The 26,568-nt window shown below is 68.4% G+C and carries 22 protein-coding genes; 8 read left to right on the top strand and 14 right to left on the bottom strand.

What is annotated here, in order from left to right:
* Window positions 1-20 precede the first annotated feature (20 nt).
* A complete protein-coding gene (locus OKW76_RS08000; RefSeq protein WP_265548407.1) occupies window positions 21-1,814 on the bottom strand; it encodes an ABC transporter transmembrane domain-containing protein in 1,794 nt (597 codons plus the stop codon).
* 263 nt (window positions 1,815-2,077) lie between these two features.
* On the opposite strand from OKW76_RS08000, the gene OKW76_RS07995 reads away from it, so the two are divergent.
* The gene (locus tag OKW76_RS07995; protein WP_265552693.1) at window positions 2,078-3,310 is read left to right on the top strand and encodes a polyhydroxyalkanoate depolymerase; all 1,233 of its coding nucleotides are present in this window, start codon (window positions 2,078-2,080) and stop codon (window positions 3,308-3,310) included.
* Between the two features lie 156 nt (window positions 3,311-3,466).
* Here the strand turns inward: OKW76_RS07995 and OKW76_RS07990 are convergent, their stop codons facing one another.
* The 5 genes from OKW76_RS07990 to OKW76_RS07970 all read right to left on the bottom strand — a co-directional run bounded on the left by OKW76_RS07990 (window position 3,467) and on the right by OKW76_RS07970 (window position 8,333).
* A complete protein-coding gene (locus OKW76_RS07990; RefSeq protein ID WP_265552691.1) occupies window positions 3,467-3,949 on the bottom strand; it encodes a pyridoxamine 5'-phosphate oxidase family protein in 483 nt (160 codons plus the stop codon).
* 58 nt (window positions 3,950-4,007) lie between these two features.
* A complete protein-coding gene (locus OKW76_RS07985) occupies window positions 4,008-5,393 on the bottom strand; it encodes an MFS transporter (protein WP_322740119.1) in 1,386 nt (461 codons plus the stop codon).
* Window positions 5,394-5,417: 24 nt separating this feature from the next.
* Window positions 5,418-6,590: an ATP-binding protein gene (locus tag OKW76_RS07980; RefSeq protein WP_265552689.1), complete on the bottom strand. Its 1,173-nt coding sequence runs from the start codon at window positions 6,588-6,590 to the stop codon at window positions 5,418-5,420.
* 62 nt (window positions 6,591-6,652) lie between these two features.
* Complete coding sequence (locus OKW76_RS07975; protein WP_265552687.1) at window positions 6,653-7,828, bottom strand: acetyl-CoA C-acyltransferase; 1,176 nt, start codon at window positions 7,826-7,828, stop codon at window positions 6,653-6,655.
* A 52-nt stretch (window positions 7,829-7,880) separates the two neighbouring features.
* Window positions 7,881-8,333: a MaoC family dehydratase gene (locus OKW76_RS07970; RefSeq protein WP_265552685.1), complete on the bottom strand. Its 453-nt coding sequence runs from the start codon at window positions 8,331-8,333 to the stop codon at window positions 7,881-7,883.
* Between the two features lie 161 nt (window positions 8,334-8,494).
* Here OKW76_RS07970 and putA point away from each other — a divergent pair, with 161 nt between their 5' ends.
* Complete coding sequence (gene putA, locus OKW76_RS07965; RefSeq protein ID WP_416221852.1) at window positions 8,495-11,476, top strand: bifunctional proline dehydrogenase/L-glutamate gamma-semialdehyde dehydrogenase PutA; 2,982 nt, start codon at window positions 8,495-8,497, stop codon at window positions 11,474-11,476.
* Between the two features lie 103 nt (window positions 11,477-11,579).
* On the opposite strand, the gene OKW76_RS07960 is transcribed toward putA, so the two are convergent.
* The 3 genes from OKW76_RS07960 to OKW76_RS07950 form a co-directional block, all read right to left on the bottom strand.
* Complete coding sequence (locus OKW76_RS07960; protein ID WP_265552840.1) at window positions 11,580-12,341, bottom strand: transporter; 762 nt, start codon at window positions 12,339-12,341, stop codon at window positions 11,580-11,582.
* Between the two features lie 88 nt (window positions 12,342-12,429).
* Window positions 12,430-13,632 carry a mechanosensitive ion channel family protein gene (locus tag OKW76_RS07955; RefSeq protein WP_265552681.1) on the bottom strand — a complete coding sequence of 401 codons (1,203 nt, stop codon included), beginning with the start codon at window positions 13,630-13,632 and terminating at the stop codon, window positions 12,430-12,432.
* Window positions 13,633-13,642: 10 nt separating this feature from the next.
* Window positions 13,643-14,665, bottom strand: coding sequence for a DNA topoisomerase IB (locus tag OKW76_RS07950; RefSeq protein ID WP_265552679.1), 1,023 nt, complete (start codon window positions 14,663-14,665; stop codon window positions 13,643-13,645).
* A gap of 133 nt (window positions 14,666-14,798) precedes the next feature.
* On the opposite strand from OKW76_RS07950, the gene OKW76_RS07945 reads away from it, so the two are divergent.
* Window positions 14,799-15,359, top strand: coding sequence for a type 1 glutamine amidotransferase domain-containing protein (locus OKW76_RS07945; RefSeq protein WP_265552677.1), 561 nt, complete (start codon window positions 14,799-14,801; stop codon window positions 15,357-15,359).
* Between the two features lie 57 nt (window positions 15,360-15,416).
* Here OKW76_RS07945 and OKW76_RS07940 read toward each other — a convergent pair whose 3' ends face one another.
* The gene (locus tag OKW76_RS07940) at window positions 15,417-16,523 is read right to left on the bottom strand and encodes an acyltransferase family protein (RefSeq protein ID WP_265552675.1); all 1,107 of its coding nucleotides are present in this window, start codon (window positions 16,521-16,523) and stop codon (window positions 15,417-15,419) included.
* The gene (locus OKW76_RS07935) at window positions 16,516-16,671 is read right to left on the bottom strand and encodes a hypothetical protein (protein WP_256505140.1); all 156 of its coding nucleotides are present in this window, start codon (window positions 16,669-16,671) and stop codon (window positions 16,516-16,518) included. Before OKW76_RS07935 ends, OKW76_RS07940 begins: the two co-directional genes overlap by 8 nt.
* Before the next feature lie 85 nt (window positions 16,672-16,756).
* Here OKW76_RS07935 and OKW76_RS07930 point away from each other — a divergent pair, with 85 nt between their 5' ends.
* The gene (locus tag OKW76_RS07930; RefSeq protein ID WP_265552672.1) at window positions 16,757-17,998 is read left to right on the top strand and encodes a TIGR04063 family PEP-CTERM/XrtA system glycosyltransferase; all 1,242 of its coding nucleotides are present in this window, start codon (window positions 16,757-16,759) and stop codon (window positions 17,996-17,998) included.
* Window positions 17,995-18,771: a hypothetical protein gene (locus OKW76_RS07925; RefSeq protein WP_265552670.1), complete on the top strand. Its 777-nt coding sequence runs from the start codon at window positions 17,995-17,997 to the stop codon at window positions 18,769-18,771. Before OKW76_RS07930 ends, OKW76_RS07925 begins: the two co-directional genes overlap by 4 nt.
* A gap of 2 nt (window positions 18,772-18,773) precedes the next feature.
* Here the strand turns inward: OKW76_RS07925 and OKW76_RS07920 are convergent, their stop codons facing one another.
* Both OKW76_RS07920 and OKW76_RS07915 read right to left on the bottom strand, forming a co-directional pair.
* Window positions 18,774-19,082 (bottom strand): hypothetical protein, encoded by a 309-nt coding sequence (locus tag OKW76_RS07920; protein WP_265552668.1) that lies wholly within the window; start codon window positions 19,080-19,082, stop codon window positions 18,774-18,776.
* A complete protein-coding gene (locus OKW76_RS07915) occupies window positions 19,082-19,261 on the bottom strand; it encodes a hypothetical protein (RefSeq protein ID WP_265552667.1) in 180 nt (59 codons plus the stop codon). The genes OKW76_RS07920 and OKW76_RS07915 overlap by 1 nt, the downstream gene beginning before the upstream one ends.
* 91 nt (window positions 19,262-19,352) lie before the next feature.
* Between OKW76_RS07915 and OKW76_RS07910 the strand changes: the two genes are divergently transcribed.
* On the top strand, window positions 19,353-19,970 hold the full coding sequence (locus OKW76_RS07910; protein ID WP_265552665.1) for a S24 family peptidase: 618 nt from the start codon (window positions 19,353-19,355) through the stop codon (window positions 19,968-19,970).
* Between the two features lie 18 nt (window positions 19,971-19,988).
* On the opposite strand, the gene OKW76_RS07905 is transcribed toward OKW76_RS07910, so the two are convergent.
* Window positions 19,989-20,186 carry a hypothetical protein gene (locus OKW76_RS07905; protein ID WP_265552663.1) on the bottom strand — a complete coding sequence of 66 codons (198 nt, stop codon included), beginning with the start codon at window positions 20,184-20,186 and terminating at the stop codon, window positions 19,989-19,991.
* 136 nt (window positions 20,187-20,322) lie between these two features.
* Between OKW76_RS07905 and OKW76_RS07900 the strand changes: the two genes are divergently transcribed.
* Both OKW76_RS07900 and OKW76_RS07895 read left to right on the top strand, forming a co-directional pair.
* Window positions 20,323-22,299 carry an autotransporter assembly complex protein TamA gene (locus OKW76_RS07900; protein WP_265552661.1) on the top strand — a complete coding sequence of 659 codons (1,977 nt, stop codon included), beginning with the start codon at window positions 20,323-20,325 and terminating at the stop codon, window positions 22,297-22,299.
* The gene (locus OKW76_RS07895; RefSeq protein ID WP_322740118.1) at window positions 22,296-26,462 is read left to right on the top strand and encodes a translocation/assembly module TamB domain-containing protein; all 4,167 of its coding nucleotides are present in this window, start codon (window positions 22,296-22,298) and stop codon (window positions 26,460-26,462) included. The genes OKW76_RS07900 and OKW76_RS07895 overlap by 4 nt, the downstream gene beginning before the upstream one ends.
* Window positions 26,463-26,568 lie beyond the last annotated feature (106 nt).

Raw genomic sequence — 26,568 nt, 5'->3', positions numbered from 1 at the left:
CCGCAAGCGGGAGGGGGATATTAAGCCGCTTCGCTGAATTGCAGGCTGGCGAGCCTTGCGTACAGGCCGCCGCGCGCGATCAGCTCGGCGTGGCTGCCCATTTCGACGATCCGGCCTTCGTCCATCACCACGATCCGCTGCGCGGCGCGTACCGTTGCCAGGCGGTGCGCGATCACCAACGTCGTGCGGTCGCGCATCAGCCGTTCGAGCGCGTCCTGTACCAGCCGCTCGCTTTCGGCATCGAGCGCCGACGTCGCCTCGTCGAGCAGCAGGATCGGCGCATCGCGCAGCAGCGCGCGGGCGATTGCGAGCCGCTGGCGCTGGCCGCCCGACAGGCGCGCACCGCCTTCGCCGAGGAAGGTGTCCAGCCCCTCCGGCAGCGCGCGCAGGAAATCGGCGGCGTTGGCGTCGGCGGCGGCGCGCCACAATTCCTCGTCGCTCGCCTCCCATTTGCCGTAGCGCAGATTGTCGCGCGCCGAGGCGGCGAAGATCACCGTCTCCTGCGGCACCATCGCGATCCGCCCGCGCACATCGGCGGGGTCGGCGGTGGCGATCGGCACGCCGTCAACCAGCACCTTGCCCTGGTCGGGGTCGTAGAAACGCTGGACCAACTGGAACAATGTCGATTTGCCCGCGCCCGATGGCCCGATCACCGCAACGGTTTCGCCGCTTTCGACCGACAAAGTGAAGTCCGCGAGCGCGGCGACTTCGGGGCGGGTGGGGTAGCGGAAGGTGACGTGATCGAACGCCACCCGCCCTACCGACGGGTTTGGCAACGCCACCGGGTTGGCCGGGGCGGCGATGTCGGGCTGTTCGGTCAGCAATTCGGCAAGCCGCGCCGCCGCGCCCGAGGCGCGCAGCAGGTCGCCATAGACTTCGATCAGCGCGCCGAACGATCCGGTGACGAGCCCCGCGGTGATGACGAAGGCGGTGATCGATCCGCCGGTGGTGCGGCCCGATGCGACATCGCTCACCGCTTCCCAGATGATCAGCGTCACCGCGCCGAACAACAGCCCGATGACGAGCGCGGTCATCAGCGCGCGCGTGGCGAAGCGCGCCTTGGCGGTGTCGAAGCTGCGGTCGACCGCGGTCTTGAAGCGATCGGCCTCGCGCGATTCCTGGCCGAACGCCTGGACGATCTTCATCGCGCCCAAGGTTTCGGACGCGATCGTGCCGATGTCGGCGACGCGGTCCTGGCTCGACCGCGACAAGCGCCGCACGCGCGCGCCCAAGGCCATGATCGGCAGAATGACGATCGGGATACCGACGACGAGGTACAAGGCGATCTTGGGGCTGAGCGCGAACAGATAGGCGAGGCCGCCAAAGCCGACGAGGACGTTGCGTAGCGCCACCGACACCGTCGATCCGACGATCTGTTCGACGATCGCAGTATCGGCGGTGAGGCGCGAGGCGATTTCGGAGGGGCGGTTTTCCTCGAACCATTTGGGCGCGAGCCGCAGCAGGTTGCGATGCACCGCGTTTCGCATGTCGGCGACGGTGCGCTCGGCGAGCCACGAGACGAAATAGAAACGCCCCGCGGTCGCCAGCGCGAGGATGCCGACGACCATCAGCAGCCGGTGGAAATAGGGCGCGATCGACGCCGGATCGGTGCCGCCGGCAAAGCCGTTGTCGACCACCAGCTGGAAGGTGCGCGGCACATAGAGCGTCGCGGTCGCGGCGACGATCAGCGCGACCACCGCGCCCGCCAGCTGCAGCGGATAGGCCCTGGTGAAGCGCCAGACGATCAGCAAGCTGCTGAGTTTCTTTGCCGGGGGCTTGGGCGGAGAAGCGAGCGTCGCGGCGGAGGTGGCCATGACAGAGGCGTAGCGCGAAGTTGGCGCGGGGGGAACTGCCGAGTGCTCCACATTTCGTCACCCCAGCGAAGGCTGGGGTCTTCTGCGGCGAGGCGAGCGACTTGCAACTGAAAGGCCCCAGCTTTCGCTGGGGCGACGGACATGCGGTAGGGCTCCTCCTGCGGGCGGACCCCACCCCCACTTTTGTCGTACATTGCGCCGCGGCAACCCCGCGCTATAGTGCGCGACCCATTGCCGCCCGATCCACGGCCAGGAGATACCGAATGCTCTACAACGCCTATGAAATGCAGCGATCGATGCTGGCAAGCGCAAGCGCGATGGCGAATTTCGGGGCGGGGCTGCTCAACAATCCGGCAAACCCGTTCGCCTATTTCGGCGGCGGGCCGATGTTGGCATCGGCGCTCGAGGTGTTCGCGCATGTCTCGGCACCGCGCGGCAAGCCGGTGTTCGGGCTGACGCACACCGAAATCGACGGCAAGCAGGTCGCGGTCCGCGAGGAAATCGTCGCGCGCCGCCCGTTCGGCCAGCTCAAGCATTTCGTCCGCGAAGGCATCACGGGCGGCCCCAAATTGCTGATCGTCGCACCGATGTCGGGGCATTATGCTACGCTGTTGCGCGGCACGGTCGAGCGGATGCTGCCGAGCGCCGACATCTACATCACCGATTGGCGCGACGCCAAGCAGGTGCCGGTGTCCGACGGGCGCTTCGACCTCGACGACTATATCGATTATGTCATCGACTGGCTGGCCGAGATCGGCGGGGAAGGCGACCCGCGCGCGCATGTGCTGGCGGTGTGCCAGCCTTCGGTGCCGGTCTATGCCGCGGTCGCGGTGATGAGCGCCGACCAGCATCCCAACCGCCCGCTGACGCTGTCGCTGATGGGCGGCCCGATCGACACGCGCGAGGCGCCGACCGCGGTCAATACGCTGGCGACCGAGCGGCCGCATATGTGGTTCGAAAAGAACGTCATCGCGACGGTGCCGATGCAATATGCCGGCGCCGGCCGGCGGGTGTATCCGGGCTTCCTCCAGCTCGCCGGGTTCATGACGATGAACCTCGGCAACCACATGGTTTCGCATTGGGAAATGTTCAAACATCTGGTGAAGGGCGACGACGACAGCGCCGATGCGACGATGGCGTTCTACGACGAATATCGATCGGTCTGCGACATGACCGCCGAATTCTATCTACAGACGATTTCGGTGGTGTTTCAGGATCATTCGCTGCCGATGGGGACGATGACGCATCGCGGCAAGCTGGTCGATCCGGCGGCGATCACCGATGTCGCGCTGCTGGCGATCGAGGGCGAGCGCGACGATATTTCGGGGCTGGGCCAGACCAAGGCGGCGCTGACGCTGGCGACCAAGCTGCCCGAGAAACACAAGCGGTACCACATGGCCGAGGAGGTCGGCCATTACGGCATCTTCAACGGATCGAAGTGGCGGACGCGGATCGCGCCGGTGCTCGAGGAATGGATCGCGACGCACCAGGGGTAGGGCCGCTTTATCCTCTCCCGCTTGCGGGAGAGGAGCGAGACTTGGGGGCGCACTTGCGGCCCCTAGTCGCAGCGGTGAGGGCTTTTTTACTCGTAGAACAAGAAGGCCCTCACCCAACCCTCTCCCGCAGGCGGGAGAGGGCTTAGAAGAAGAAGCTTACAGCGCCACCTCGGCGTGGCTGCCTGCTTCGCTCGGCTTGATCGTCTGGCCGGTGATCATCTTGAGCTTGCCCGACAGCGACTGGTCGCCCTCCCAGATTTCGGCGTCCTTCAGCTCGAAGCGCAGCATCATGATATTGGGGTCCTGCTTCCCGCCCTCGAACCAGGCCTCGGTCTGCTTCGACCAATATTTGTCGAAGATCTCGGGGCGCGTCTCGGTGGTGAGCGTGCCGTGGATGCAGGCGAACACGTCATGCCCCTTCGCCACGAACTGCGCCATCGCCTCGCTGCCGCCGGCGATGCGGTTGTCCTTGTTGCAGTAGAACCAGAATTCGCCGTTGGCGTCGGGGTCGAGCTGCGCGGTCATCGGCTCGCTATGCTGGTGGCTGCCGACCAGGCCGATCATCACGAACGGGCTCTTGGCCATTTCCTTCCACATCCGGTCGCGGATCGCGGTGTCGTCTTCCTGCTTGGCCTGCATATCGGGTCTCCATCGATTGGTTTCCCTGGCACAACGAGCGGGGGCCCAAGGGTTTCCGTCAGGTGGTGCGCAACCGCACGACGCTGCACAGCCCGGCGAGCAGCGCGAAGGCGGCGGCGATCACGAACGGCGCGGGGCCGATGCCGATTCCCGCCGCCAGCGCGATGCCGACGATCGATGCGCCGAGCGTCTGCCCGAGCAACCGCGCGGTCGACAGCAGTCCGCCCGCCGCCGCCGCACGATCGCGCGGTGCCTCGCCGATGATCAGCCGCGAATTGGGGGCGAGGAACAGCCCGAAGCCCGCCGCCGCGATCGACAACCGCCACGCGATCGCGGGCCACCCCGCGTCGGTGGGTAGGAAGCCGATCAGCAGCAGCCCGGCAGTCGCCAGCGTCATGCCGGCGATCCCCAGCAGCGACGGCTTCACCCGGTCGGAGAGCCACCCCGCGAGCGGTGCGACCACCAGCAGGGTGAGCGGAAAGGGGAGGATCAACAGCCCGACCTCGGCCGGGCTGAACCCCATGCCGCGTTCGAAGCGGAAGGGCAGCGCCACCACCATTGCGCTGGTGGCGACGAAGGCGGCGATCGCGCCGAGCACCGACAGGCCGATGACGCGGATCGCCAGCAAGTCGATCGGCACGGTGGGGCGGGTGCGCGCGCGTTCGCGGCGATAGAGCAGGATAGCGCTGACCAGCCCGACGATGGCCGCGCCGATGCCGAGCGGCGAGAGCGTGCCGTGGACCGCCAGTTCGAGCCCGCCGATCAACAACCCGACGGTAAGCGCGCTCCATACGCCGCCCGCCAGGTCGAACCGCTCCTTGCGCGGCACGGGGGCGGGGAGCGCGCGGCCGAGCAACATCGACACCAAAGCGAAGGGCACCGCGGCGCAGAACACCCAGCGCCAGTCGAGCTGCGCGACGATGAACCCGCCCAATGTCGGCGCGAGCGCGTTCGACGAGGCGACGATGACGCTGTTGATGCCCAGCCCGCTCCCCAGGCTGCGCGCCGGATAGATGTCGCGCAGCATCGCCGCCGACACGCTGAGCGCCATGCCCGCACCGATCGCCTGGCCGCCGCGCACCAGCAGCAATTGCGCGAAGCTGTCGACCAGCAGCGACGCCGCCGAGGCGAGCAGGAAGACGAGCTGGCCGAGCTGGTACAGCCGCCGGTGCCCCACGCGGTCGCCCAGCCCGGCAAAGGGCAGCAGCCCCATCACCAGCACCAGTTGGTAGAGCGTCACGACCGCGACGACGCTGCCCTCGCCGACGCCGAGCTCGCGCGCGATCGTCGGCAGCGCGACATTGGCGATCGACCCGTCGATGACGAACAGCGCGGTGCCGAACGAGATCGCCGCGATCGCGGTGACGCGGCGCGGCATCGGCAGGCCGGCGCCCGAGGCAGGCGCGGCGATGACATCGGGCTGGAGGATGATCGACCCTTTCACATGCCGCGGTGCGGCCGCCCGGCGTTATTCGGGCATTACCCGGCGCATATAGGCATCGAATAGCGGGACGGTGAAGGCGGTGTCGCCATGCGAGGGGCTGAACAACATCCCCTTGGCGATCAGGCTGTTGCGCGTCGGCGCGAGGCTGCTGACCGGCGCGTCCATCGCCTGGGCGACATCGCCCGACCGGTGCGGCCCCGGCCCCAGCCGCGCCATCGCGCGCAGATAGCGTTTTTCCTTGGGGGTAAGCCGGTCGAAGCGGACGCGGAAGAAGCTTGCGTCGAGTTCGGCGAGCGCGAGGATCCGCGCGGCGGCGACATCGTCGGAACTGATCGGCGAGGCTTCGGCAACATCCCAGCTATGCTTGCCCCATTCCTGGATGAAATAGGGATAGCCTTCGGTATCGGCGACGATCGCGTCGATCGCTGCATCGTCGATCGCCTCCTCTTCGCGCTCGATCGGCAGGCGAATCGCTGCCGCCGCCGCCTCGGGATCGAGCGCGCCGATCGCGACGAATTCGAACAGGCGCTCGGCGTAGGATTTGGCATCGCCCATCTGGCCCAGCAATTGCGGCAGCCCCGCGGCGATGAGCGTGACCGGCAACTGGCGCTGCGCGGCGCGGTGGATCGCGGCGATGAGCGCGGCGAGCTCGCGTTCGGGGACATATTGGAGCTCGTCGATCGCGAGCACGACCGCGGTCTCGCGCTCGCGCGCGGCTTCGCCCACCGCGATCATCAGGTCGGCGAGATCGGCATCGAGGTCGCCCGAATCGGCAAGACCCGGCTCGGGTTCGACGTCGATCGCGACTTCGATATCGTCGTAGCGGACCTTCAATTTGGCAAAGCCCGCCAGCGCCCGCAGCGCCCGGGTGACCCCGGCGGTGGCGCGCTTGATCCGGTCGAGCCGCAACAGGCTGGCACGAAGCGCGGGGACGAGGATCCCCGGCAGCGATCGGCCTTCGGGTGCTTCGAGCGCCACGACGATCATGCCGTCGTCCTCGGCGCGGTTCCATATCGTCGTCAGCAACACCGTCTTGCCGACGCCGCGCAGTCCATAGAGGATCACGCTTCGCGCCGCTCGCCCAGCGCGCACCCGATCGAGCGCGACCGATGCGCGTTCGATCAAATCGGCTCGACCGGCAAGCTCGGGAGGCGGCGAGCCGGCGCCGGGGGCAAACGGGTTGCGACGGCGATCCATAGCGAGCTTATCCTATATTACAAAAAATCTGTAAACCGTGATAAGCTCGCTATGTATTTAGCTCACAGCACCTCGAACAGCCCCGCCGCGCCCATGCCGCCGCCGACGCACATCGTCACCACGACATATTTCGCGCCGCGGCGCTTGCCCTCGATCAGCGCATGGCCGGTCATCCGCGCGCCCGACATGCCATAGGGATGGCCGATCGAGATCGCGCCGCCATTGACGTTGAGCAGATCATACGGAATGCCAAGCTTGTCGGCGCTGTAGAGCACCTGCACCGCGAACGCTTCGTTCAGCTCCCACAGGCCGATATCCTCGACCTTCAGGTTGAAGCGTTCGAGCAACTTGGGCACCGCGAACACCGGGCCGATGCCCATTTCGTCGGGCTCGGTTCCCGCCACCGCCATGCCGATATAGCGGCCGAGCGGCTGCAAGCCCCGCTTCGACGCGACGCTTTCCTCCATCAGGACACAGGCCGAGGAACCGTCCGAAAGCTGGCTGGCATTGCCCGCGGTGATCGATCCGCCGGGGATCACCGGCTGCAGCGCGGCCAGCCCCTCGGCATTGGTTTCGGGGCGGTTGCCCTCGTCCTTGGCGAGCCTCACTTCCTTCTGGCTGACTTCTTTGGTCGCCTTATCGACCACGTTCATCGTCGCGGTGACGGGGACGATCTCGGCATCGAAGCGCCCGGCTTCCTGCGCGGCGGCGGTGCGGCGCTGTGATTCAAGGCCATAGGCGTCCTGGCGCTCGCGGCTGATGCCATAGCGGTTGGCGACGGTTTCGGCGGTTTGCAGCATCGGCATATAGACGTTGGCGTGCATCGCCAGCAGTTCGGGATCGGCGGCGACGCGCATCTGCGGCGTCTGCACCAGGCTGATCGATTCGACGCCGCCGCCGACGGTGACGTCCATATTGTCGACGATGATCTGCTTGGCGGCGGTGGCGATCGCCATCAGCCCCGAGGCGCATTGGCGATCGATCGACATGCCCGAGACGGTCACCGGCAGGCCGGCGCGCAGCGCGACCTGGCGCGCGATGTTGCCGCCCTGATGGCCTTGCTGGAGCGCCGCGCCCCACACGACGTCGTCGACATGGCCGCCCTCGATCCCGGCGCGTTCGATCGCGGCTTCGAGCGATTTGGCGCCCAGCGTGGGGGCGGGAAGATTGTTGAACGCGCCGCGATAGGCGCGGCCGATCGGGGTGCGGGCGGTGGAAACGATGACGGCAGAGCGCATGGTGGTTCCTTCTGTTTCCCCCCTCCCGCTGGCGGGAGGGGGCTTTTGGGACTTAGACGAATATCTGGCTGATCCATTCGGCGATCATCGCGGGCTTTTCCTCGCCTTCGATCTCGACGGTGAAAGCATTGGTCTGTTGCCACTGGCCGGGGCGTTTTTCGGCCAGGTCGAGCAATTTGAAGCGCCCGCGCACCCGGCTTCCCGAGCGCACGGGGGTGAGGAACCGCACTTTGTTGCCGCCATAATTGACGCCCATTTTGACATTGGCGATTTCGGGCAGCGCGGTCCTGGCCGACAGCATCGGCATCAGCGACAAGGTGAGGAAGCCGTGCGCGATCGTGCCGCCGAACGGCGTCATCGCCGCGCGGGCGGGATCGACATGGATGAACTGGTGATCGCCGGTCGCGTCGGCAAATTTGTCGATCATCGCCTGGGTCACCTCGACCCAGTCGGACACCGCTTCGCTGCCGATTTGCCCGGCCCGTTCCTGCATGGTGATCGGCATTCGCTCTCCCACGCTAGGCGGTCTCGCATTTTTGCAGCATAGCGCGCCGCAACCTTTAACGGGCTTGGGGCAGGGGCCGCAAGCCTTGGCTGACCGGAACCACGAAAATGCAGAGCGCCGTACCGTCACTTCAGCGTAACTCTTTGGCAAATCTGCACCGGATGGCCGAACCCGATGTTCTAAAGCCGCTTTTGGAGCGCGCCCGGCTCACCCCCGATTCGCGCGCGCGGGTGCTCGATCATTCGGCGGGGCTGATCGCCGACCTGCGCGCAGCGCAGAACAAGGGGTGGGTGAACCAGTTTCTGCAGGAATATCGGCTCAATTCGTCCGAGGGCGTCGCGCTGTTGAGCCTGGCCGAGGCGTTTTTGCGCGTGCCCGATCCCGAAACCGCCGATTTGCTGATCGCCGACAAACTGGGCGATGCCGATTGGCGCACCCATGCCGGCAAATCGAACTCGGCCTTGGTCAATTCGGCGACCTGGGGACTGGTGGTGGGCCGCGTGCTGGTGCGCGAGGAGGGCAATGCGCTCCAGCGGCTGATCAGCCGCGCGGGTGAGCCGTTCGTTCGCCAAGCGGTGGGCGCGGCGATGAAGATGATGGGCGAGGTCTTCGTGATGGGCCGCACCATCGACGAGGCGATGAAGCGGATGCGCCGGCCCGAGAACAAGGGCTTCACCGCCAGCTTCGACATGCTGGGCGAGGCGGCGCGGACCAAGGCCGATGCCGAGCGCTATTTCGCCGCCTATTTCGACGCGATCCGCGCGGTGGGGCGCGATCCCAAGGCGGGGCATTCGATTTCGGTCAAGCTGTCGGCGCTTCACGCCCGCTACGAGGTCGCGCAATGGGATAGCTGCGTGCCCGAGCTCAGCGACATGCTGGCGCAGCTCGCGTCCGAAGCCGCGGCGCAGAACATCGCGCTGACGGTCGATGCCGAGGAGAGCGAGCGGCTGGAGATGAGCCTCGAGATCATCGGCGCGGTCGCGCAGCGGCCCGAGCTTCGCGGCTGGGACGGCTATGGCATGGCGGTGCAATCCTATGGCAAGCGCGCGCGCAGCGTGATCGGCTGGGCCGATGGGCTCGATCGCCCGATGAACGTCCGGCTGGTCAAGGGCGCCTATTGGGACAGCGAAATCAAGCGCACCCAGGTCGAGGGGCTGGCCGATTATCCGCTGTTCACGCGCAAGGCGGCGACCGACGTGTCGTACCTCGCCTGCGCCCGCGACATGCTCGATGCGACCAATATCCGCCCGGCCTTTGCAAGCCACAATGCGCTGACCGTCGCAACGATCCTCGAATGGGCGGGCAACAGCCGCGACTTCGAATTCCAGCGGCTGCACGGCATGGGCGAGGGGCTGTACGAACGGCTGGTGCGCGAGCACGGCCATCATTGCCGGATCTATGCGCCGGTGGGCGGGCATCGCGATTTGCTGGCGTATCTGGTGCGCCGATTGCTGGAGAATGGCGCGAATTCGTCGTTCGTGCATCAGCTTGCCGATGCAGGCCTTAGCGATGCCGAATTGATGGCCGATCCGGTCGAGAAGATCGCTGCGGTCGGGGGGACCAGGCATCCGAGCATTCCGCTGCCCAAGGATCTGATGGGGGCGTGGGGCAATAGCGAGGGGATCGACCTGGCCGAGCGCGAGGTGTTGCGCGAGACGGCTAGGGCGATCGCTTCTGCCCCCCTCCCGCTGATCGCGACCCCTTCCCCGTTCGTGTCGAGCGAAGTCGAGACACCTTCGCGGAGCGCTGACCAGGGTTTCTCGACTTCGCTCGAAACGAACGGGGTTAGTGCCGCCATCACCCGCGCCCACGCCGCCTTCCCCACCTGGTCCGCCACCCCGGTCGAAACCCGCGCCGCGATACTCGAACGCTATGCCGACCTGCTCGAAGCCAACCGCACCGAACTCATGGCCTATGCCGTGCGCGAGGCGTTCAAGACGATTCCCGATGCGCTGGGCGAAATCCGCGAGGCCGCCGATTTCTGCCGTTACTATGCGATGCAGGCACGTGGCATCCTCGCGCCGCGGATACTCCCCGGGCCGACCGGCGAGCGCAACGAACTGCGGATGATGGGGCGCGGGGTGTGGGCGACGATCGCGCCGTGGAACTTCCCGCTGGCGATCTTCACCGGCCAGAACGCCGCCGCGTTGGTCGCGGGCAATAGCGTGGTGGCCAAGCCAGCGCCGCAGACGCCGGGAATCGCCGCGCGCGCGGTCGAGCTGGCGCATGAAGCCGGGGTGCCACGCGATGCGCTGGTGCTGGTGACCGGCGGGGCCGAGGCGGGAGCGGCGCTGACCGGCGATACCCGGATCGCCGGCGTCGCCTTCACCGGATCGACCGCCACCGCCAAGGCGATCGCGCGCAGCCTGCTCGAGGACGACAACCGCCCGATCGTCCCGCTGATCGCCGAAACCGGCGGGATCAACGCGATGATCGTCGATTCGACCGCCTTGCCCGAACAGGTGGTGGCCGATGTCATCGCCTCGGCCTTCCGTTCGGCGGGGCAGCGTTGCTCGGCGCTGCGGCTGTTGATCGTGCAGGAGGAAGTCGCCGAGACGATCCTGACGATGCTGCGCGGGGCGATGGAGTTGCTGGTGGTCGGCGATCCGGGCGATCCGCGCACCGATGTCGGCCCGGTGATCGACGATGCCGCCTATGCCAAGCTGATGGCCTATCGCGAGAGCGTGAAGGGTCGCTGGATCAAGACCGTCCCGGTGCCCGCGACCGGTCGCTTCGTGCCGCCGACCGCGATCCGCCTCAATGACCTGGATGACTTGAATCAGGAATGGTTCGGGCCGCTGCTCCACGTCGCGACGTGGCGCGCGGGTGAACTGCATGCGACGATCGAGCGGGTCAACGCCAAGCGGTTCGGGCTGACGATGGGGCTGCACAGCCGGATCGCGCGATCGGCCGAAATCGCCGAAGCGACCGCGAAGGTCGGCAACCTGTATATCAACCGGTCGATGATCGGCGCGGTGGTGGGATCGCAGCCGTTCGGCGGCGAGGGGCTGTCGGGCACCGGGCCAAAGGCCGGCGGGCCGAATTATCTGCCGCGCTTCTGCGTCGAGCGCGCGGTGTCGGTGGATACCACCAGCGCGGGGGGGAATGCGTCGCTGCTGAGTTTGGAGGAGGGGGCGGGGTAGGCGACGCGCTTAATCCGTCATTCCCGCGAAAGCGGGAATCCAGGAGCCGCCAGGGCCGCCCATCGGGATTCCCGCTTTCGCGGGAATGACGAGGGGGCGGTGGCTAGAACCGGCGCGCTACGCCCAGATATAGCTGGAAATCGGGTGAATCGCGGTTGAGCCCCACCGCGCCGCCGGCGTCGATCTGCACATCGTCACCCGGCTGCCACGCCAGTGCCGCGGCGCCGAGCATCTCGGTCCGCCGCCCGTCCGGATCATTGTCGCGCAATGCCGACCCTTCGAGCGTCAGCGACACCGCATCGCTCACCGCAAGCTCGATCCCGATCACGCTGCCATAGGCCAAATGCCGTCCGCTGCGATCCTCGTCGACCGCGGCGTCGATCCGCGGGGTGAGTTCGAACGACACTCCGCCGCCGAGCTCGCCAGTGACCGGCACCAACAATCCAGCGCCCCAATCGCCCGCGCCGATCGCCTCGCCGCCGACGGGCAAGGTCGCAAAGGGCTGGACCGCGACCGACCAGCCGCTGCCATCGGGGTTCGCCAGGCTGCGCTTATAGGCGAGGCTGACGTCGCCGAGCCCGCTCTGGGTCACGACATCGACGGTGATCGCGTCGCGCTCGCGAACGCGCCCGAACGCGGTCCAGCCGAGCTGGACCTCGCTGTCGCCGTCGAGCCCGAGCCGCACCAGCGAGTCGGCGGCGATCAGCGTGTCGGTCCGCAGGTCGCCGTCATCCTCGCGCTCGAAGCTGGCGAGTCCGGTTTCGGCGAGCACCCGCCCGGCATCGACGATGCACGCCGGCGTCCCCAGCCCCGGGCGCGAGGGGCAAAGCTCGCGCGCCTCCTGCGCATCGGCGGCGATCGGCATGGCGATCAAAAGGGCGGCGATCGGGCGGTACATTCCCGCGCGGTACGCCGATCGTCACCGCAACGAAAGCGGCAATGCTTTGCGCGGCTTAGCCGGCGGCGGGCGCGTCGCTGCGATCGACTTCGCGTACCGGCTGCACCTGCGCATAAGGCATGATCATCGTCCCGTCGGGGGCCGCGGTGAAGGTCGTCTGCGTCGGATAGGCGATCTCGATCTTCTCGGCGTTCAGCCGCTTGAGGATCGCGATGCCGATCGCGGTGCGGCCATCGTAGAAGGCGGGGAAGTCGGCGCCGGGCGAATCGAACTCGACCTCGAAATCGAGGCTCGACGCGCCGAAGCCCAGGAAGCCGGCGCGGACGAACACGCGGTCATGCGCCTCGACGATTTCCTGCAGGATGCCCGGGATGCGCGCGCAGACTTCGGGCGATGTCTGGTACACCACCCCGATCGCAAAGCGCGCGCGGCGATGGTCGCGCCGGGTGTTGTTCTGGATTTCCTTGTCGAGCAATTGCTTGTTCGAGATGATCCGCTCTTCGCCCTGGAACGAGCGGATTCGCGTCGATTTCAGGCCGATCGCCTCGATATTGCCGCTGGTCTGGTCGTAATTGATGCTGTCGCCGCGGCGAAACGGCTTGTCGAAGATGATCGACAGCGCGGCGAACAGATCGGCGAAGATGCCCTGCGCCGCCAGACCGATCGCGATGCCGCCGACACCAAGGCCCGCGACCAGACCGGTGACGTTGACCCCCAGATTGTCGAGCACGACGATCAGCGCGATCGCGAACAGCGCGAAGGTCACCAGCAGCCGGATGATCCCCATCGCGCTGCCCAGGGCTTCGGACGAATGCCGCTCGGACGTGGTGCGCGCCTCGACCAGCCCGAGGATGACTTCGCGTGCCCAGATCGCCGCTTGGAACACCGCCGCGATCGTGAAGAAGAAGTTGACGGTGCCGTTCACCGCGACCGGCGCATCGGCATAGCCGACGACCAGCTTGGCGGCGATCATCACCATGAAGAAGGTGCTGGTCTTGGCGATCGCGCGTCCCAGCACGCCGCTCCACCCGGTCACCACCGGCTGGCGGTCGCAATAGCGCTTGCCCCAACCCTTGAGCGCGGCGAGCGCAAGCACGATCAGCGTCGCCACGCCGATCGCGATCAGGATCTGCAGCCAATGCCCCTGCAGCCAGTCGAGCCCGTCGACCAGCAGGCGCCGGCCCTGTTGCTGGACCAGTTCGGGGGTGAGCGTGACGGTGTCGGCGGTGTTCGAGACGGCGGCGGTGGTGTTGGTCATTCGGCTTTCTTCAGGCGGCCTTGGCGGGCGAGGGCTCGGCTTGGTCGAGCGCGGCCAGGAATGCTATCAGCCCGCGTTCGGCGCGCGACAAGTGGCGGGTCGATCGCGGTAGGCGGAGCGCGGCGCGCATCTCGATCTGCGCCGCCTTGTCCTTGGCGAGCTCGACCAAGGCGGGGTGGACATAGCTTTTGCGCGCGATCGCGGGGGTGTTGCCGAGTGCTTCGGTGACGGGTTCGAGCATCGCCTTCAGTCCGATCGGCGCCTCGGCGAGCGCCAGCGTCTCGAACGCGATCGCACTGGCGCCCCAGGTGCGGAAATGCTTGGCGGTGAATTCGCCGGCCATCGCTTCGCGGATATAGGCGTTGACGTCGCTCGACGTGACCGGATGCGTCTCGCCCGCCTGGTCGACCCAGCGGAACAAATGCTGGCCGGGCAGGTCCTGGCAGCGCTTCACGAAGCGGATCAGCGAACCGTCGGTGATTGTCATCAGCCGCATCTTGCCCGATTTGGCGCGATATTGCAGCCGCAGCGTCTTGCCGGTCAGCTTGGCGTGGTGCTTGCGCAGCGTCGTCGCGCCGAAGCTCTTATTCGCCTTGGCATAGCCTTCGTTGCCGATGCGGACATGGCCGTGGTCGAGCAGCCGCACTACCGCCGCCACCGCACGCGCGCGGCTCAATTTGGGCGAGCGCAGGTCGCGCTCGACGCGCTTGCGCAGCTTGGGCAGCGCGAGCCCGAAGGCGGGGCAGCGCGCATATTTGGCGGCTTCCTGCGTTTCGCGGAATTCGAGGTGATAGCGATATTGCTTGCGGCCCTTCTCGTCCCAGCCGACCGCCTGGATATGGCCGTGCGGGCTGGGGCAATACCAGGCGTCGCGATAGGCGGGCGGCAGGCCGATCGCGTTGAGCCGGTCGATCTCGTCGCGGTCCTTGATCCGCTCGCCCGCGGGGTTCCAATAGCCCCAGCCACCCCGCACCTTCTTGCGCGTGATGCCGGCTTCGCTGTCGTCGTGATAGATGATCGTCGAGTCCGGCATCGGTTCCTCGTTTGGGTGGCATCAGGAATGCGCGGCGCGCAGCTTCGTTCCGCAACCGTCGCGAACGCTGGAACAAGCGCCTTGGCCGACGGTTGGCGGCAGGAACGATTTCCACTTTCGATGGAGCTATCCCATGGCCGACCTGAACAATATCCGCGTGCTGATGCTCGCCACCGACGGCTTCGAACATTCGGAGCTGTTCGACCCCCGCCAGGCGCTGCTCGATGCCGGCGTCCAGGTGACGCTGGCGTCGATCAAGACCGACCCGATCCAGGGCGTCAAGAACGACAGCGAGCCGACCGAGACGATCACCCCCGACATGACGCTCGACGACGTCGATACCGAGGATTTCGACGCGCTGGTCCTGCCGGGCGGGCTCGCCAACCCCGACACGATGCGGCTGCAGGAACGCGCGATCGAGATCGTCGAAGAGTTCATGGACGACGACAAGATCGTCGCGGCGATCTGCCACGCCCCGTGGCTGCTGGTCGAGGCCGATGTCGTCGATGGCCGCCGCGTGACGAGCTGGCCGTCGGTGCGCACCGATCTCGAAAATGCCGGCGCCGATGTGGTCGACGAGGAAGTGGTGGTCGACGGCAATCTGATCACCAGCCGCAATCCGGGCGACATTCCGGCGTTCAACAAGGCGCTGATTGAGGCGCTCGAGAAGGTCGGCACCGAAGCGGTGCATTGATCTGTCGATAACGCCGTCATGCCAGCGAAGGCTGGCATCTCCCGCGATGGTGCGCCGCTATCGCGGGAGGCCCCAGCTTTCGCTGGGGCGACGGAATTTCGGTGCGGCGGCATTGAGCCACCGCTGCGCGGGCCGCTCTACCCAGCCATAGAGCGCTGCCGACGCCGCCAGCACCAGCGCCAGATACAGCGCGATCAGCGGCCAGCCGACCGGACCGGGCGCGGCGACGAAGGCAAGCTTGAACGCCTTCCACAGCAGGAAATGGCACAGATAGGTCGCGTAGCTGAGCTCGCCGAGCCAGTGCAGCGGTGCGGCCTCGAGCGGGTTTCGCGCGCCCGAGGTCAACGCCAGCGCCAGCAGGGCAGCGGCGAAGCAGACAGGAACCAGTAATGTCTCGGGTGCCCAGCCCGCTGCCACCGCGGCCAACGCCGCGAGCGCCAGCCCGGCGGCGACGCGCGCCACTAGTGCCGATCCGCGCCAACGTAGCCACAAGGCGCACACGATCGTTCCCATGCTGAACTCGATCAGGCAGCGCAGCAGGCCGAAGCGCGGAATGTCGGCGTTGAGCGAGTCGCTGCCGGCCGCCGCGAACACCGCGTGCAGCGCCGCCAGCAGTACCGCGATCATTCCCAGCAGCGTCCAGCTCGGCAGCCGGCGCCAGTCGATCGCGAAGGCCAGCAGCGGGAAGAGCAGGTACGCTGCGGTCTCGACCGAGATCGACCAGGCGGGGTCGTTCCACGCCAGCGCGCGGGTGAACCCCCAATTCTGCACCAGCAGATAATGCAGCGGGAGTTCGGCAAAGGGAAAGTCGACTGGATCGTGCCGCCCCGTCGCCGCGAGCAGCAGCGCGAGCGCGACCCCGCCGCTCAGCACCACCGCATGCAGCGGCCAGATCCTGGCGAATCGTCGCTGGAGAAAACCCGGTACCACGCGCAAGCCCCCGCTGCGAAGCCGCTCGGCATAGCTCAGCCACAGCACGAAGCCCGACAGCAGGAAGAAGAAATCGACCGCGAGATAGCCATGCGCGACGATCGCGAGCGGCCAGCCGCCGAGCCCCGCCACCGATTCGCGGATATGGTAGAAGACGACGAACCACGCGGCGATCCCGCGCACGCTGGTGAGCGCGCGCAACTCCCCGCGCGGCGCGCCGGGTGCGTCACCCATCGTCGCGCTTGCGACCCGGCCGCAGCCGCGCGGCGAACCCCTTGGGCGCCTCGCCGCCCTCGCGATCGAGGTCGGGGCGGCGCAGCAACAGCCAGGCGGTGAGCAGCATCAACCCATGCGTCAGCCCGAGCGAGAAATTGTCGATCATATGCTCGCTCCGTGTCGCGCCGATGCCCCTTGCTACCCCCATGCGGTTGACGCGGCGTTAAACACTCGCGTGGCACAGCATCGGCATGCGCATCCTGCACATCTTCGATCACAGCCTGCCGATCCACAGCGGCTACACCTATCGCAGCCGCGCGATCCTCAAGGCGCAGGTCGCGCGCGGCTGGGCGGTCGAGGGGGTTACCGGGCCGCGCCAGGGGGTTTCCGACTCGGGCGTCGAGACGTTCGACGGGCTTACCTTCCACCGCACGCCGGCGCACCGCCCGGCGCGCGCACCGGTGGGCGAATGGCGCGAGATGCGCGCGCTCGCCGAGCGGATCGACTCGGTGGTCGACAGCTTCCGCCCCGACGTCCTCCACGCGCATTCGCCGGTGCTCAATGCGCTGGCGATGCTCAAGGTGGCGCGCGCGCGCAAGCTGCCCTGCCTGTACGAAATCCGCGCCTTCTGGGAGGATGCCGCGGTCGGCAACGGCACCGGGCGCGAGGGTTCGGCGCGCTACCGGCTGACCCGCGCCGCCGAAAGCTTCGCGGTCCGCCGCGTCGATCGCGTCGCGGTGATCTGCGAGGGGCTGCGCGGTGACCTGATCGCGCGCGGGGTCGATGGGAACCGGATCATGGTGTCACCCAACGGCGTCGACATGGGGATGTTCGGCACCCCGTTGCCGCGCGATTCGGCGCTGGCGGCGGCACGCGGGCTCAACGGCGCCGATGTCGTCGGCTATGTCGGCAGCTTCTATGATTATGAAGGGCTGGATGACCTGATCGCGGCGATGCCCGCATTGGTCGCGGCGCGGCCCAATGCGCGGCTGCTGATGGTCGGCGGCGGGCCGGTCGACGCCGCGCTCCGCGCCGCCGCGGCGGCATCGCCGGTCGCGGCGCATATCGATTTCGTCGGCCCGGTGCCGCATGCCGAGGTCGAGCGCTATTACAGCGTCATCGATGTCCTGGCCTATCCGCGCAAGCGAATGCGGTTGACCGATCTGGTCACCCCGCTCAAGCCGCTCGAGGCGATGGCGCAGGGCAAGCTCGTCGCCGCCTCGAATGTCGGCGGGCATCGCGAACTGATCACCGACGGCGTCACCGGCACCTTGTTCGCCCCCGACGACCCTTCGGCGATCGCGTCGGCGCTGGCCGATCTGTTCGCCAATCGCGCGGGATGGGACGAACGCCGCGCCACCGCGCGCGCCTTCGTCGAGCGCGAGCGTAACTGGTCGTCAAATGTTTCCCGGTATCAACCGGTCTACCAAGAGCTTATCGCAGCAGCACGAACGGACACATCATGGTCGCGCTTACCCAACGTCAACGCATGAACCTGCCGCTTGCCCCCCTCGCTGCAGCGATCGTCGGCCTTGCCGCCGCGGCTGCGGTCGCGATCGTGCCGACCTGGCGGATCGAGGCGTTGATCCTCGATAGCGGGCTGCCCTCGCTGCTGCCCGCCGCCGAGCCGCCCTTGGGCAGCACCGCGCGGCTGGCGCTGATGGTGCTCGCCGCCGCGATCGCCGCCGTGGCGACCTGGGCCGCGGCGCTGCGCGTGCTGGTGCCGACCCGCGTGGTACGCACCGCGCCGGTGCTGCGCCGCGCCGATGCGCATCCCGACGCGCCCGCGCGCGAACCGGTAATGGCGGCGCGCGACCTCGGCACGCCTTTCCTCGACGTGACCGCCAAGAAGGACGATTTGGTCGCCACGCCGGTGCCGCACGTCGAAGCCGACCTGCCGCGCGACCTCGACGTACCGCTCGCGGCGTTCGATCCCGCGGCGATCCCGCCGGTTCCCGCGACCCCCAGCGCGACGGTGACGCCGCTGCATCGCAAGCCGATGCTGGTGCCCGAGCCCGCGCGGATCGAAACCTTCGACCTCACCCCCGTCACGCGCCCCGAGCCGTTCCCGTTCCCGCTGCGATCGGCACCCGATCCCGAACCGATCGCCGCGCCCGAAACCGACGCGACGATCCATTCGCTGCTCGACCGGCTCGAGCGCGGCATCGTCCGCCGCCGTTCGGGGCCGGCGATGAACGAGCGTCCCGACGCCGAAGGGCTCGAGGACGCGCTCTCGACGCTGCGCAAGTTCGCCGCGCGCGGCTAAGCCTAGTCGACCTCGACGGTCAGTATCTCAATCGTCGCGGTGAAGCGCGAATCGGCGGTATTGCGGCTGATCAGCCGGACATCGGCGACCAGATGCTCGCGCAAGGTCCAGTCGGCTTCGGGCAATGCCGCCAGCCAGTCGCGCGCGGGCGCACCGTCGTTGCCCGCCAGCACCAGCCGATGCCGCGCGCCGACGAAGGTGGCGCTCGCCCAGCGGACGCAATCGCTCTCGACGATCGTTCCCCCGAACGCCGCCATTTGCGCCGCCAGCGCGCGTTCGAGCAACGTCGCTGCGTCGGGACCGCGCGCCATCAGCCGCGCTCGCGGTCGGCGAGGAACGCTTCGATCCGAGCACACATTTGCGGTCCCGGCTCGCGCCCGTTGCGCAGGTCGCCCACCAGCCGCGGGTCGTTCGCGACCCGCCGGCCGAACAGCGTGGGCGGCATCGCGCTGTGGCGCAAAAACCGTTCGATACGGGGTAGCATGCTCATCCATCGTTGCTCCTTCCGGCGAATTAATGTTCCTTATCTGTTCCGGCATTTCCAACTTGTCTAGGAAATTTCCTACGGGTATGGATCGTCGATGGAATCGCACGAGCAGCGGGCGGCATTGGCGCGGATCGCGGGCGAGCGCGGGGTAAGCCTCGCGCGGCTGTCGCGCGTGCTCGGGCGCAACGCGGCCTATGTGCAGCAATATGTCGCGCGCGGATCGCCGCGGCTGCTGCCCGAGCGCGAGCGCGGATTGCTCGCCGATTTCCTGGGGGTCGCAGAGGCGGCGCTGGGTGGGCCTGCCGAGCTCCACGCGGTGCCGCGGTTCGACATCGCCGCCTCGGCGGGGCCGGGCGGGGTGGCCGAGATCGACGTGCCCGAACGCCCCGCGCGGATCGATCCGCAATTGCTCGCGCGGCTCGGCGTCCGCGCGCAGGCAGCGTCGATGATCCGGGTCGCGGGCGATTCGATGGCGCCGACGCTGCTCGACGGCGACGAGATATTGGTCGACGCCGATGCGCGGCTGGGTGCGCGCGCGGGGGTTTACGTGCTTCGGCGCGATGGGGTGGTGATGGTCAAACGGCTGCGGCGCGCGGGCGGCGGGATCGATATCCTCAGCGACAATCCGGCAGCGCCGAGCTGGTTCGGGATCGATCCGGCGACGATCGCGGTGATCGGCCGCGTCGCCTGGGTCAGCCGCTGCCTGGCCTGAGCCGGGTGCGCGCGGCGATCAGCGCGCGCGGTCGCGCCACCAGATCAGCAGCCCGATCGCGACGCCGATGCCGAGGCCGATCAGCAGCCCGATCGAGGGCTGGCCATAGAGCGCGCCGACCACCGCACCGACGATCAGCGACAGGGCAAGCGGGGCGCCGCCGGCGACGGGCTTGCGCGCGGGTGGCTTGCTGGCAGGGGGGCGGGGATCGGTCATCGCCGCGCCTTGCCATGTCGCGCGGGGGGACGCCAGCGGTCGCTTGCCCATGCAGGGGCTGCGGCTTGCGGCACGCCGCCCATTTGGTCGGGCGGAATGATTGTCGCGAGGCGGCGTTACCGGCTAGGGCGGTGGCATGTCGCTCGTTCCCCGCCGGCGTTGCTGGCGCGCTGCCGTCGCCGGCCTGCTCGTTCTGTCGCCCGCGGTATCGCGCGCGCAGACCGCAGCCACGCCCGACGCCGCCGCGCCCGCGAGCGCGCAGGACGACGACCTGCTCGACCCCGATGCGCCGCTGATGCCGATGCCCGAGCTCGGCATCGCCTGGCCCGATCTCGCGCTCGCCCCCGGCGAGACCGCCACCGCCGAAGCCGCGATCGACGACGGCACCGGCGAGGCGCGCTATCGCTACCAGGTCGAGGGGATGGACGCGGTCTGGACCGAGCTGATGCGCCAGCGCTTCGACGAGGGATCGATCCTGCGCGCCAATCGCGACAAGCCCGCCAACGCCGCGCAGATCGACCGGCGCGCGCGCGCCGATTCGACGCTGCTCGGCGAGGTGCTGCGCGCCGAGGGCTATTATGACGCGCGGATCGACACCCGCGTCGAACCCGCCGCGGGCGAGTTGCTGGTGACGCTCGAGGTGGTGCCGGGGCCGGTCTATCGGCTCGAGCGGGTCGATGTCGCCGGGCTGGCCGCTGCCGGCGCCAAGCAGGACGAATTGCGCCAGAGCTTCGACATCGACGCGAATGATCCGGTCAACGCCGATGCGATCGCCGCTGCCGAGACCGCGCTGCGCACCCGCGTCGGGCGCGAGGGCTTTCCCTTTGCCGAGGTCGGCGAACCGCGCGTCGTGGTCGATCACGCGACGCAGACCGCGACGCTGTCAATGGATGTCCAGCCCGGCGAATTGCTGCGCTTCGGACGCGTGATGATGCGCGACGATCGCGTGTTCGATGCCGAGCATGTGCTCGACATCGCGCGCTTCGAACCCGGCGACGTCTATGATTCGAACTCGGTCGAGGATCTGCGGCGCGCGATCATCCAGACCGGGATCGTCTCGGCGGTGCGAATAGAGGAAGTGAAGGGGCAGGCGCCGGGCACCGTCGATCTCGACATGCGGATCGTCCCCGGCCCGCCGCGCACGATCGCGGGTGAGCTCGGCTATGGCACCGGCGAAGGCGCGCGTGCCGAGGTTAGCTGGACCCACCGCAACCTGTTCCCCCCCGAAGGCGGCCTCACGCTGCGCGGGGTGCTCGGCACCCGCGAGCAATTGGGCAGCGTGGTGTTTCGCCGTAACAATTTCCACGGGCGCGATCGCGTGCTGACGCTGCAAATGGTCGCCGCGCATCTCGAACGCGACGCCTTTGTCGCCGATACCTTCCAGCTCTCGGGCAGCCTCGAGCGCCAGACCAACATCTTCTTCCAAAAGGCGTGGACCTGGTCGCTCGGCGCCGAATTGCTCGCGTCGAACGAGCGCGACGTGATCCTCGCCACCGGCGAACCGCGCGAGCGGATCTATTTCATCGGCGCGCTGCCGACGAGCCTGGCCTATGACGGCAGCGACGATCTGCTCAACCCGACGCGCGGCTTTCGCCTGTCGGGGCGGCTGTCGCCCGAGGTGTCGTTCAGCGGCGCGACCTTCGGCTATGCGCGCACCCAGCTCGACGCCAGCGCCTATCACCCGTTCAACGACCGCGTCGTCGTCGCGGGGCGTGTCCGGCTCGGCACGATCGTCGGCGCGCCGCGCGATGCGGTCGCCCCCTCGCGGCGCTTCTATGCCGGCGGCGGCGCGTCGGTGCGCGGCTATGGCTTCCAGGACATCGGCCCGCGCGACCAGAACAACGATCCGATTGGCGGGCGCAGCCTGACCGAATTCTCCATCGAGGCGCGGGTGAAGGCGTTCGGCGCGTTCGGGATCGTCCCCTTCCTCGACGGCGGCAACATCTACACCTCGCCGCTGCCCAAATTCACCGATTTCCGGTACGGCGCGGGGATTGGGGTTCGCTATTATTCGAACTTCGGGCCGATCCGCATCGATGTCGGCACCCCGCTCAACCCGCAGCCCGGCGACCCGCGCGTCGCGGTGTACGTGTCGTTGGGGCAGGCGTTTTGACCGAGGTCGTCTCGGCCGACATCGACCCGGCGCCCGCGGTGCGCAAGCGGCGCTGGCCGCGCGTGCTGCTCGCGATGGTCGCGGGTTTGCTGGCGCTGGTGGCGGGCGCGGTGCTGCTGCTCGATACCCAGGTCGGGCACCGCTTCGTCGCCGATCAGGTCGCCGCGCTCAAGCCCGCCAACGGGCTTCGCTATCGGATTGGCCGGATCGAAGGCTCGATCTATGGCCGCGCGACGCTCATCGACGTGCGGATCTATGACGCACGCGGGCTGGTGTTTGCGGCGCCGCGCGCGCAGCTCGACTGGCGCCCGCTGGCGTGGAGCGCCAACCGGCTCGACATCCGCCGCCTGACCGTCCCGCGCGCGACGCTCGCCAAATTGCCCAACCTGTTGCCGACCGGGCGGCAGGGGCCGATCCTGCCGGGCTTCGACATCGCGATCGGCTGGCTGGCGATCGACCGGCTCGAGATCGCGCCCGCCATCACCGGCCAGCGCCGGATCGGCGGGCTCGTCGGCCGCGCCGATGTGCGCGACCGCCGCGCATTGGTCGATCTGGCGGCATTGGTCGAGGGCAGCGACTTCCTGCGCATCAAGCTCGACGCGACCCCCGATCGCGACCGCTTCGACCTGGCGGCGCGCGGGCGCGGGCGCGGCGACGGCGTGCTCGCGCGGCTGGCCGGGGTGAACCGCCCGCTGGCGTTCGCGGTCGAGGGGGATGGCCGCTGGGCGCGCTGGCAGGGATCGGCGGCGGCGAAGGTCGGCGGGGTGTCGATCGCCGATCTGCGGCTGGGGGTCGAAAGCGGTCGCTACACGCTGGGCGGCGAAGTCGCGCCGGCATCATTGCTGAGCGGGCGGCTGCAGCGGCTGACCTCGCCGCGCGTCCGGCTGAACGGCGCCGCCACCTTCGCCAACCGACGGATCGAAGGCACGCTCAGCGCGCGGTCGGCGGCGCTCGCGATCGAAGCCAGCGGCGGCATCGACCTGGCCGAGAACCGCTATCGCAACCTGCGCACCTCGGTGCGCGTCCTCCAGCCGAGCGCCCTGGTCGGCAACATGACCGGGCGCGACATCGCGCTGCGCGTGATCCTCGACGGCGGTTTCTCGACCGCGCGCTTCGACTATCGGCTGACCACGCCGCAGGTCGCGTTCGACCGCACCGGCTTCGAACAGGTGCGGATCGCGGGGCAGGGGCGGCTGTCGGCATCGCCGGTCACCGTTCCGATCCGCCTCACCGCCGCGCGCGTGACCGGGGTCGGCAATGTCGCGGGCGGCATCCTGCGCAACCTGTCGGTGGCGGGCGCGCTCAAGGTGACCGCGGCGAACATCACCGGCGACCAGTTGCAGCTGCGATCGGACAAATTGTCGGGCCGGGTGATGGTGTTCGTCGACCTGCGTACCGGGCAATATGAAGTCGGGCTGGCGGGCGGACTGCAACGCTATCTGATCCCTGGCCTTGGCATCGTCGATGTCGATTCTCGGCTCAGCGTCGTGCCCGGCGCCAATGGCCGCGGTACGCGAATCCTCGGGCGCGGCACCGCGCAGGTCGTGCGGCTCGACAATGGCTTCTTCCGCTCGCTTACCGGCGGGCTGCCGCGGATCGTCACCGGGCTCGAGCGCGGCGCCGACCGCATCCTCTATTTCCGCAATGCCGTGCTCACCTCGCCCGACCTGACGCTGCGCGGCAACGGCTTCCGCCGCGTCGACGGGACCTTTTATTTCGAGGGCAGCGGCACCCAGCGCCAATATGGCCCGGTCACGCTCAAGCTGAACGGGCGGATCGATCGCCCCACCGTCGAGCTGCGGCTGGCGTTGCCCAACGCGACGCTCGGCCTCAGCGACGTCCAGGCGCGGCTCGATCCGACACCGCAAGGCTATGTCTATACCGCCGCGGGCGGATCGCGGCTGGGGCCCTTCACCAGCGAGGGCGCGATCCTGCTGCCGCGCGGGGGCAGCGGCCGCATCGAGGTCGCGCGGCTCGACGTCGCGGGAACGCGCGCGAGCGGCGCGCTCGATATCGTCGCCGGCGGGTTCGACGGGCGGCTCGACGTCGCTGGCGGCGGGCTGTCGGGCAATCTGGCGTTCGCGGTGCAAGCCGGCATCCAGCGGATCGACGGCGCGATCGATGCGCAGGGCGCGCAACTCGCCGAGACGCTCAGCGTCCGCCGCGGCCAATTGCGCTTCACGACCTTGCTCGATCCCGCCGGCACCACGCTCGAGGGCAATGTGCTCGCGCGCGGCCTGCGCGCCGGTGGGCTGACGCTCGCGCGGTTCGACGGCAGTGCGCGGCTGGTCGATGGCGTCGGCGACGCCAAGGTCGCGCTGGCGGGGTCGCGCGGCCGCGGCTTCGCGATCGATGCGACCGCGCGGATCGCGGCCGACAGCTACACGATCAGCGGCGGCGGCACCGTCGATCGCCGGCCGCTCAAGCTGGTGTCGCCCGCGGTGATCCGCCGCGAGGGCGATGGCTGGCGGCTGGAACCCACGCGGTTGACCTTCGCCGACGGCGAGGCACAAATTGCCGGTACCCTCGCCGGCGGCACTACTGCGATCGACGCCAGCGTCACGCGGATGCCGCTGACGGTGCTCGACATCGGCTATCCGGGGCTGGGGCTGGGCGGGCGCGCGACCGGCAAGCTGAGTTATGTCGCGCGTGCCGACGCCGCGCCGACGGGGTCGGTCGACATGACGATCCGCGGGCTCAGCCGCGCGGGGCTGGTGCTCTCGTCGCGGCCGATCGATGTCGGGGTGAAGGGCGTGCTCCAGCCGGGTCAGGCGGGCTTCCGCGCGATCATGGCGTCGGGCGGGCGGACGATCGGTCGCGCGCAGGCGCGGCTGGCGCCGCTGGGTGCTGGCAGCCTTGCGCAGCGTCTAGCGAACGCGCCTTTGGTCGCGCAGCTTCGCTATGGTGGTCCCGCCGACACGCTTTGGCGGCTCACGGGGATCGAGCTGTTCGACCTGTCGGGGCCGGTGGCGATCGGCGCCGATGTGAGCGGCAGGCTCGCCGATCCGCGGATCCGCGGGTCGCTGCGCAGCGAGAATGCGCGGATCGAAAGCACCGTCACCGGCACCGTGCTCACCAACGTCCAGACGCGCGGGCGTTTCAACGGGTCGCGGCTGGTGATCGATCAGTTCCAGGCGCGCGACGGGCGCCAAGGCAGCGTCTCGGGATCGGGCAGCTTCGACCTTTCCGCGGTGCGCGGCTTCGGCATCGACCTGAACGTCAACGCGCAGAATGCGCTGCTGATCAACCGCGACGATATCGGTGCGACGGTGACCGGGCCGATCAGCATCACGTCCGACGGGCGCGGCGGCACGATCGGCGGCGAAGTGGTACTCAACAGCAGCCGCTACCGGCTCGGCCAGGCGGTGGTCGCCGCGCCGATCCCGCGGCTCAACATCACCGAGATCAACCAGCGCGGCGGCGACGATGCCGAGCCCGAACGGATCGAGCCGTGGAAGCTCGACCTGCGCGCGCGTGCGCCGGGCAACATGGCGGTGACCGGGCTGGGCCTCGACAGCGAATGGTCGGCGAACCTGCGGATCGGTGGCGAGCCGACCGCACCGCAGATCCGCGGACGCGCCGATCTGGTGCGCGGCGACTATGACTTTGCCGGGCGCAGCTTCGACATCGATCGCGGGCGGATCAGCTTCGATGGATCGGTGCCCTCGAACCCCGCGCTCGACATTTCGGCCAACGCCAACACCCAGGGGCTTAACGCGACGATCCGCGTGACGGGCAACGCGCTGAAACCCCAGATCGGCTTTTCGAGCATCCCCGCTTTGCCCGAGGACGAACTGCTCTCGCGGCTGTTGTTCGGCACCTCGATCACCAATCTCTCGGCGCCCGAGGCGCTGCAGCTGGCATCGGCGGTGTCGGCGCTGCAGGATGGCGGCAACGGGCTCGACCCGATCAATGCGGTGCGGCGCGCGGCGGGGCTCGACCGGCTGCGAATCGTCGCCGCCGATCCGCAGACGGGCCAGGGCACCTCGATCGCCGCGGGCAAGTTCGTGACGCGGCGCACCTATGTCGAGATCATCTCCGACGGGCAGGGCTATTCGGCGACCCGCGTCGAGTTCCAGCTGACGCGCTGGCTGTCGCTGCTGTCGTCGATCTCGACCATCGGGCGGCAGAGTGCGAATGTGCGCGTGTCGCGCGATTATTGATCTTATCGCGTGCGGTATTGCCAAATCATGGACCTAACGGCAGTCCGCTTCGCTTGTTCGCCGACGTGGCGGTGACCGGTCCCGTTCCATGAGCCCATCTCCTAGG

Source organism: Sphingomonas sp. S1-29 (genome assembly GCF_026167545.1).
Classification (GTDB): Bacteria; Pseudomonadota; Alphaproteobacteria; order Sphingomonadales; family Sphingomonadaceae; genus Sphingomonas.
This window is presented reverse-complemented; position numbering and strand designations above follow the sequence as displayed.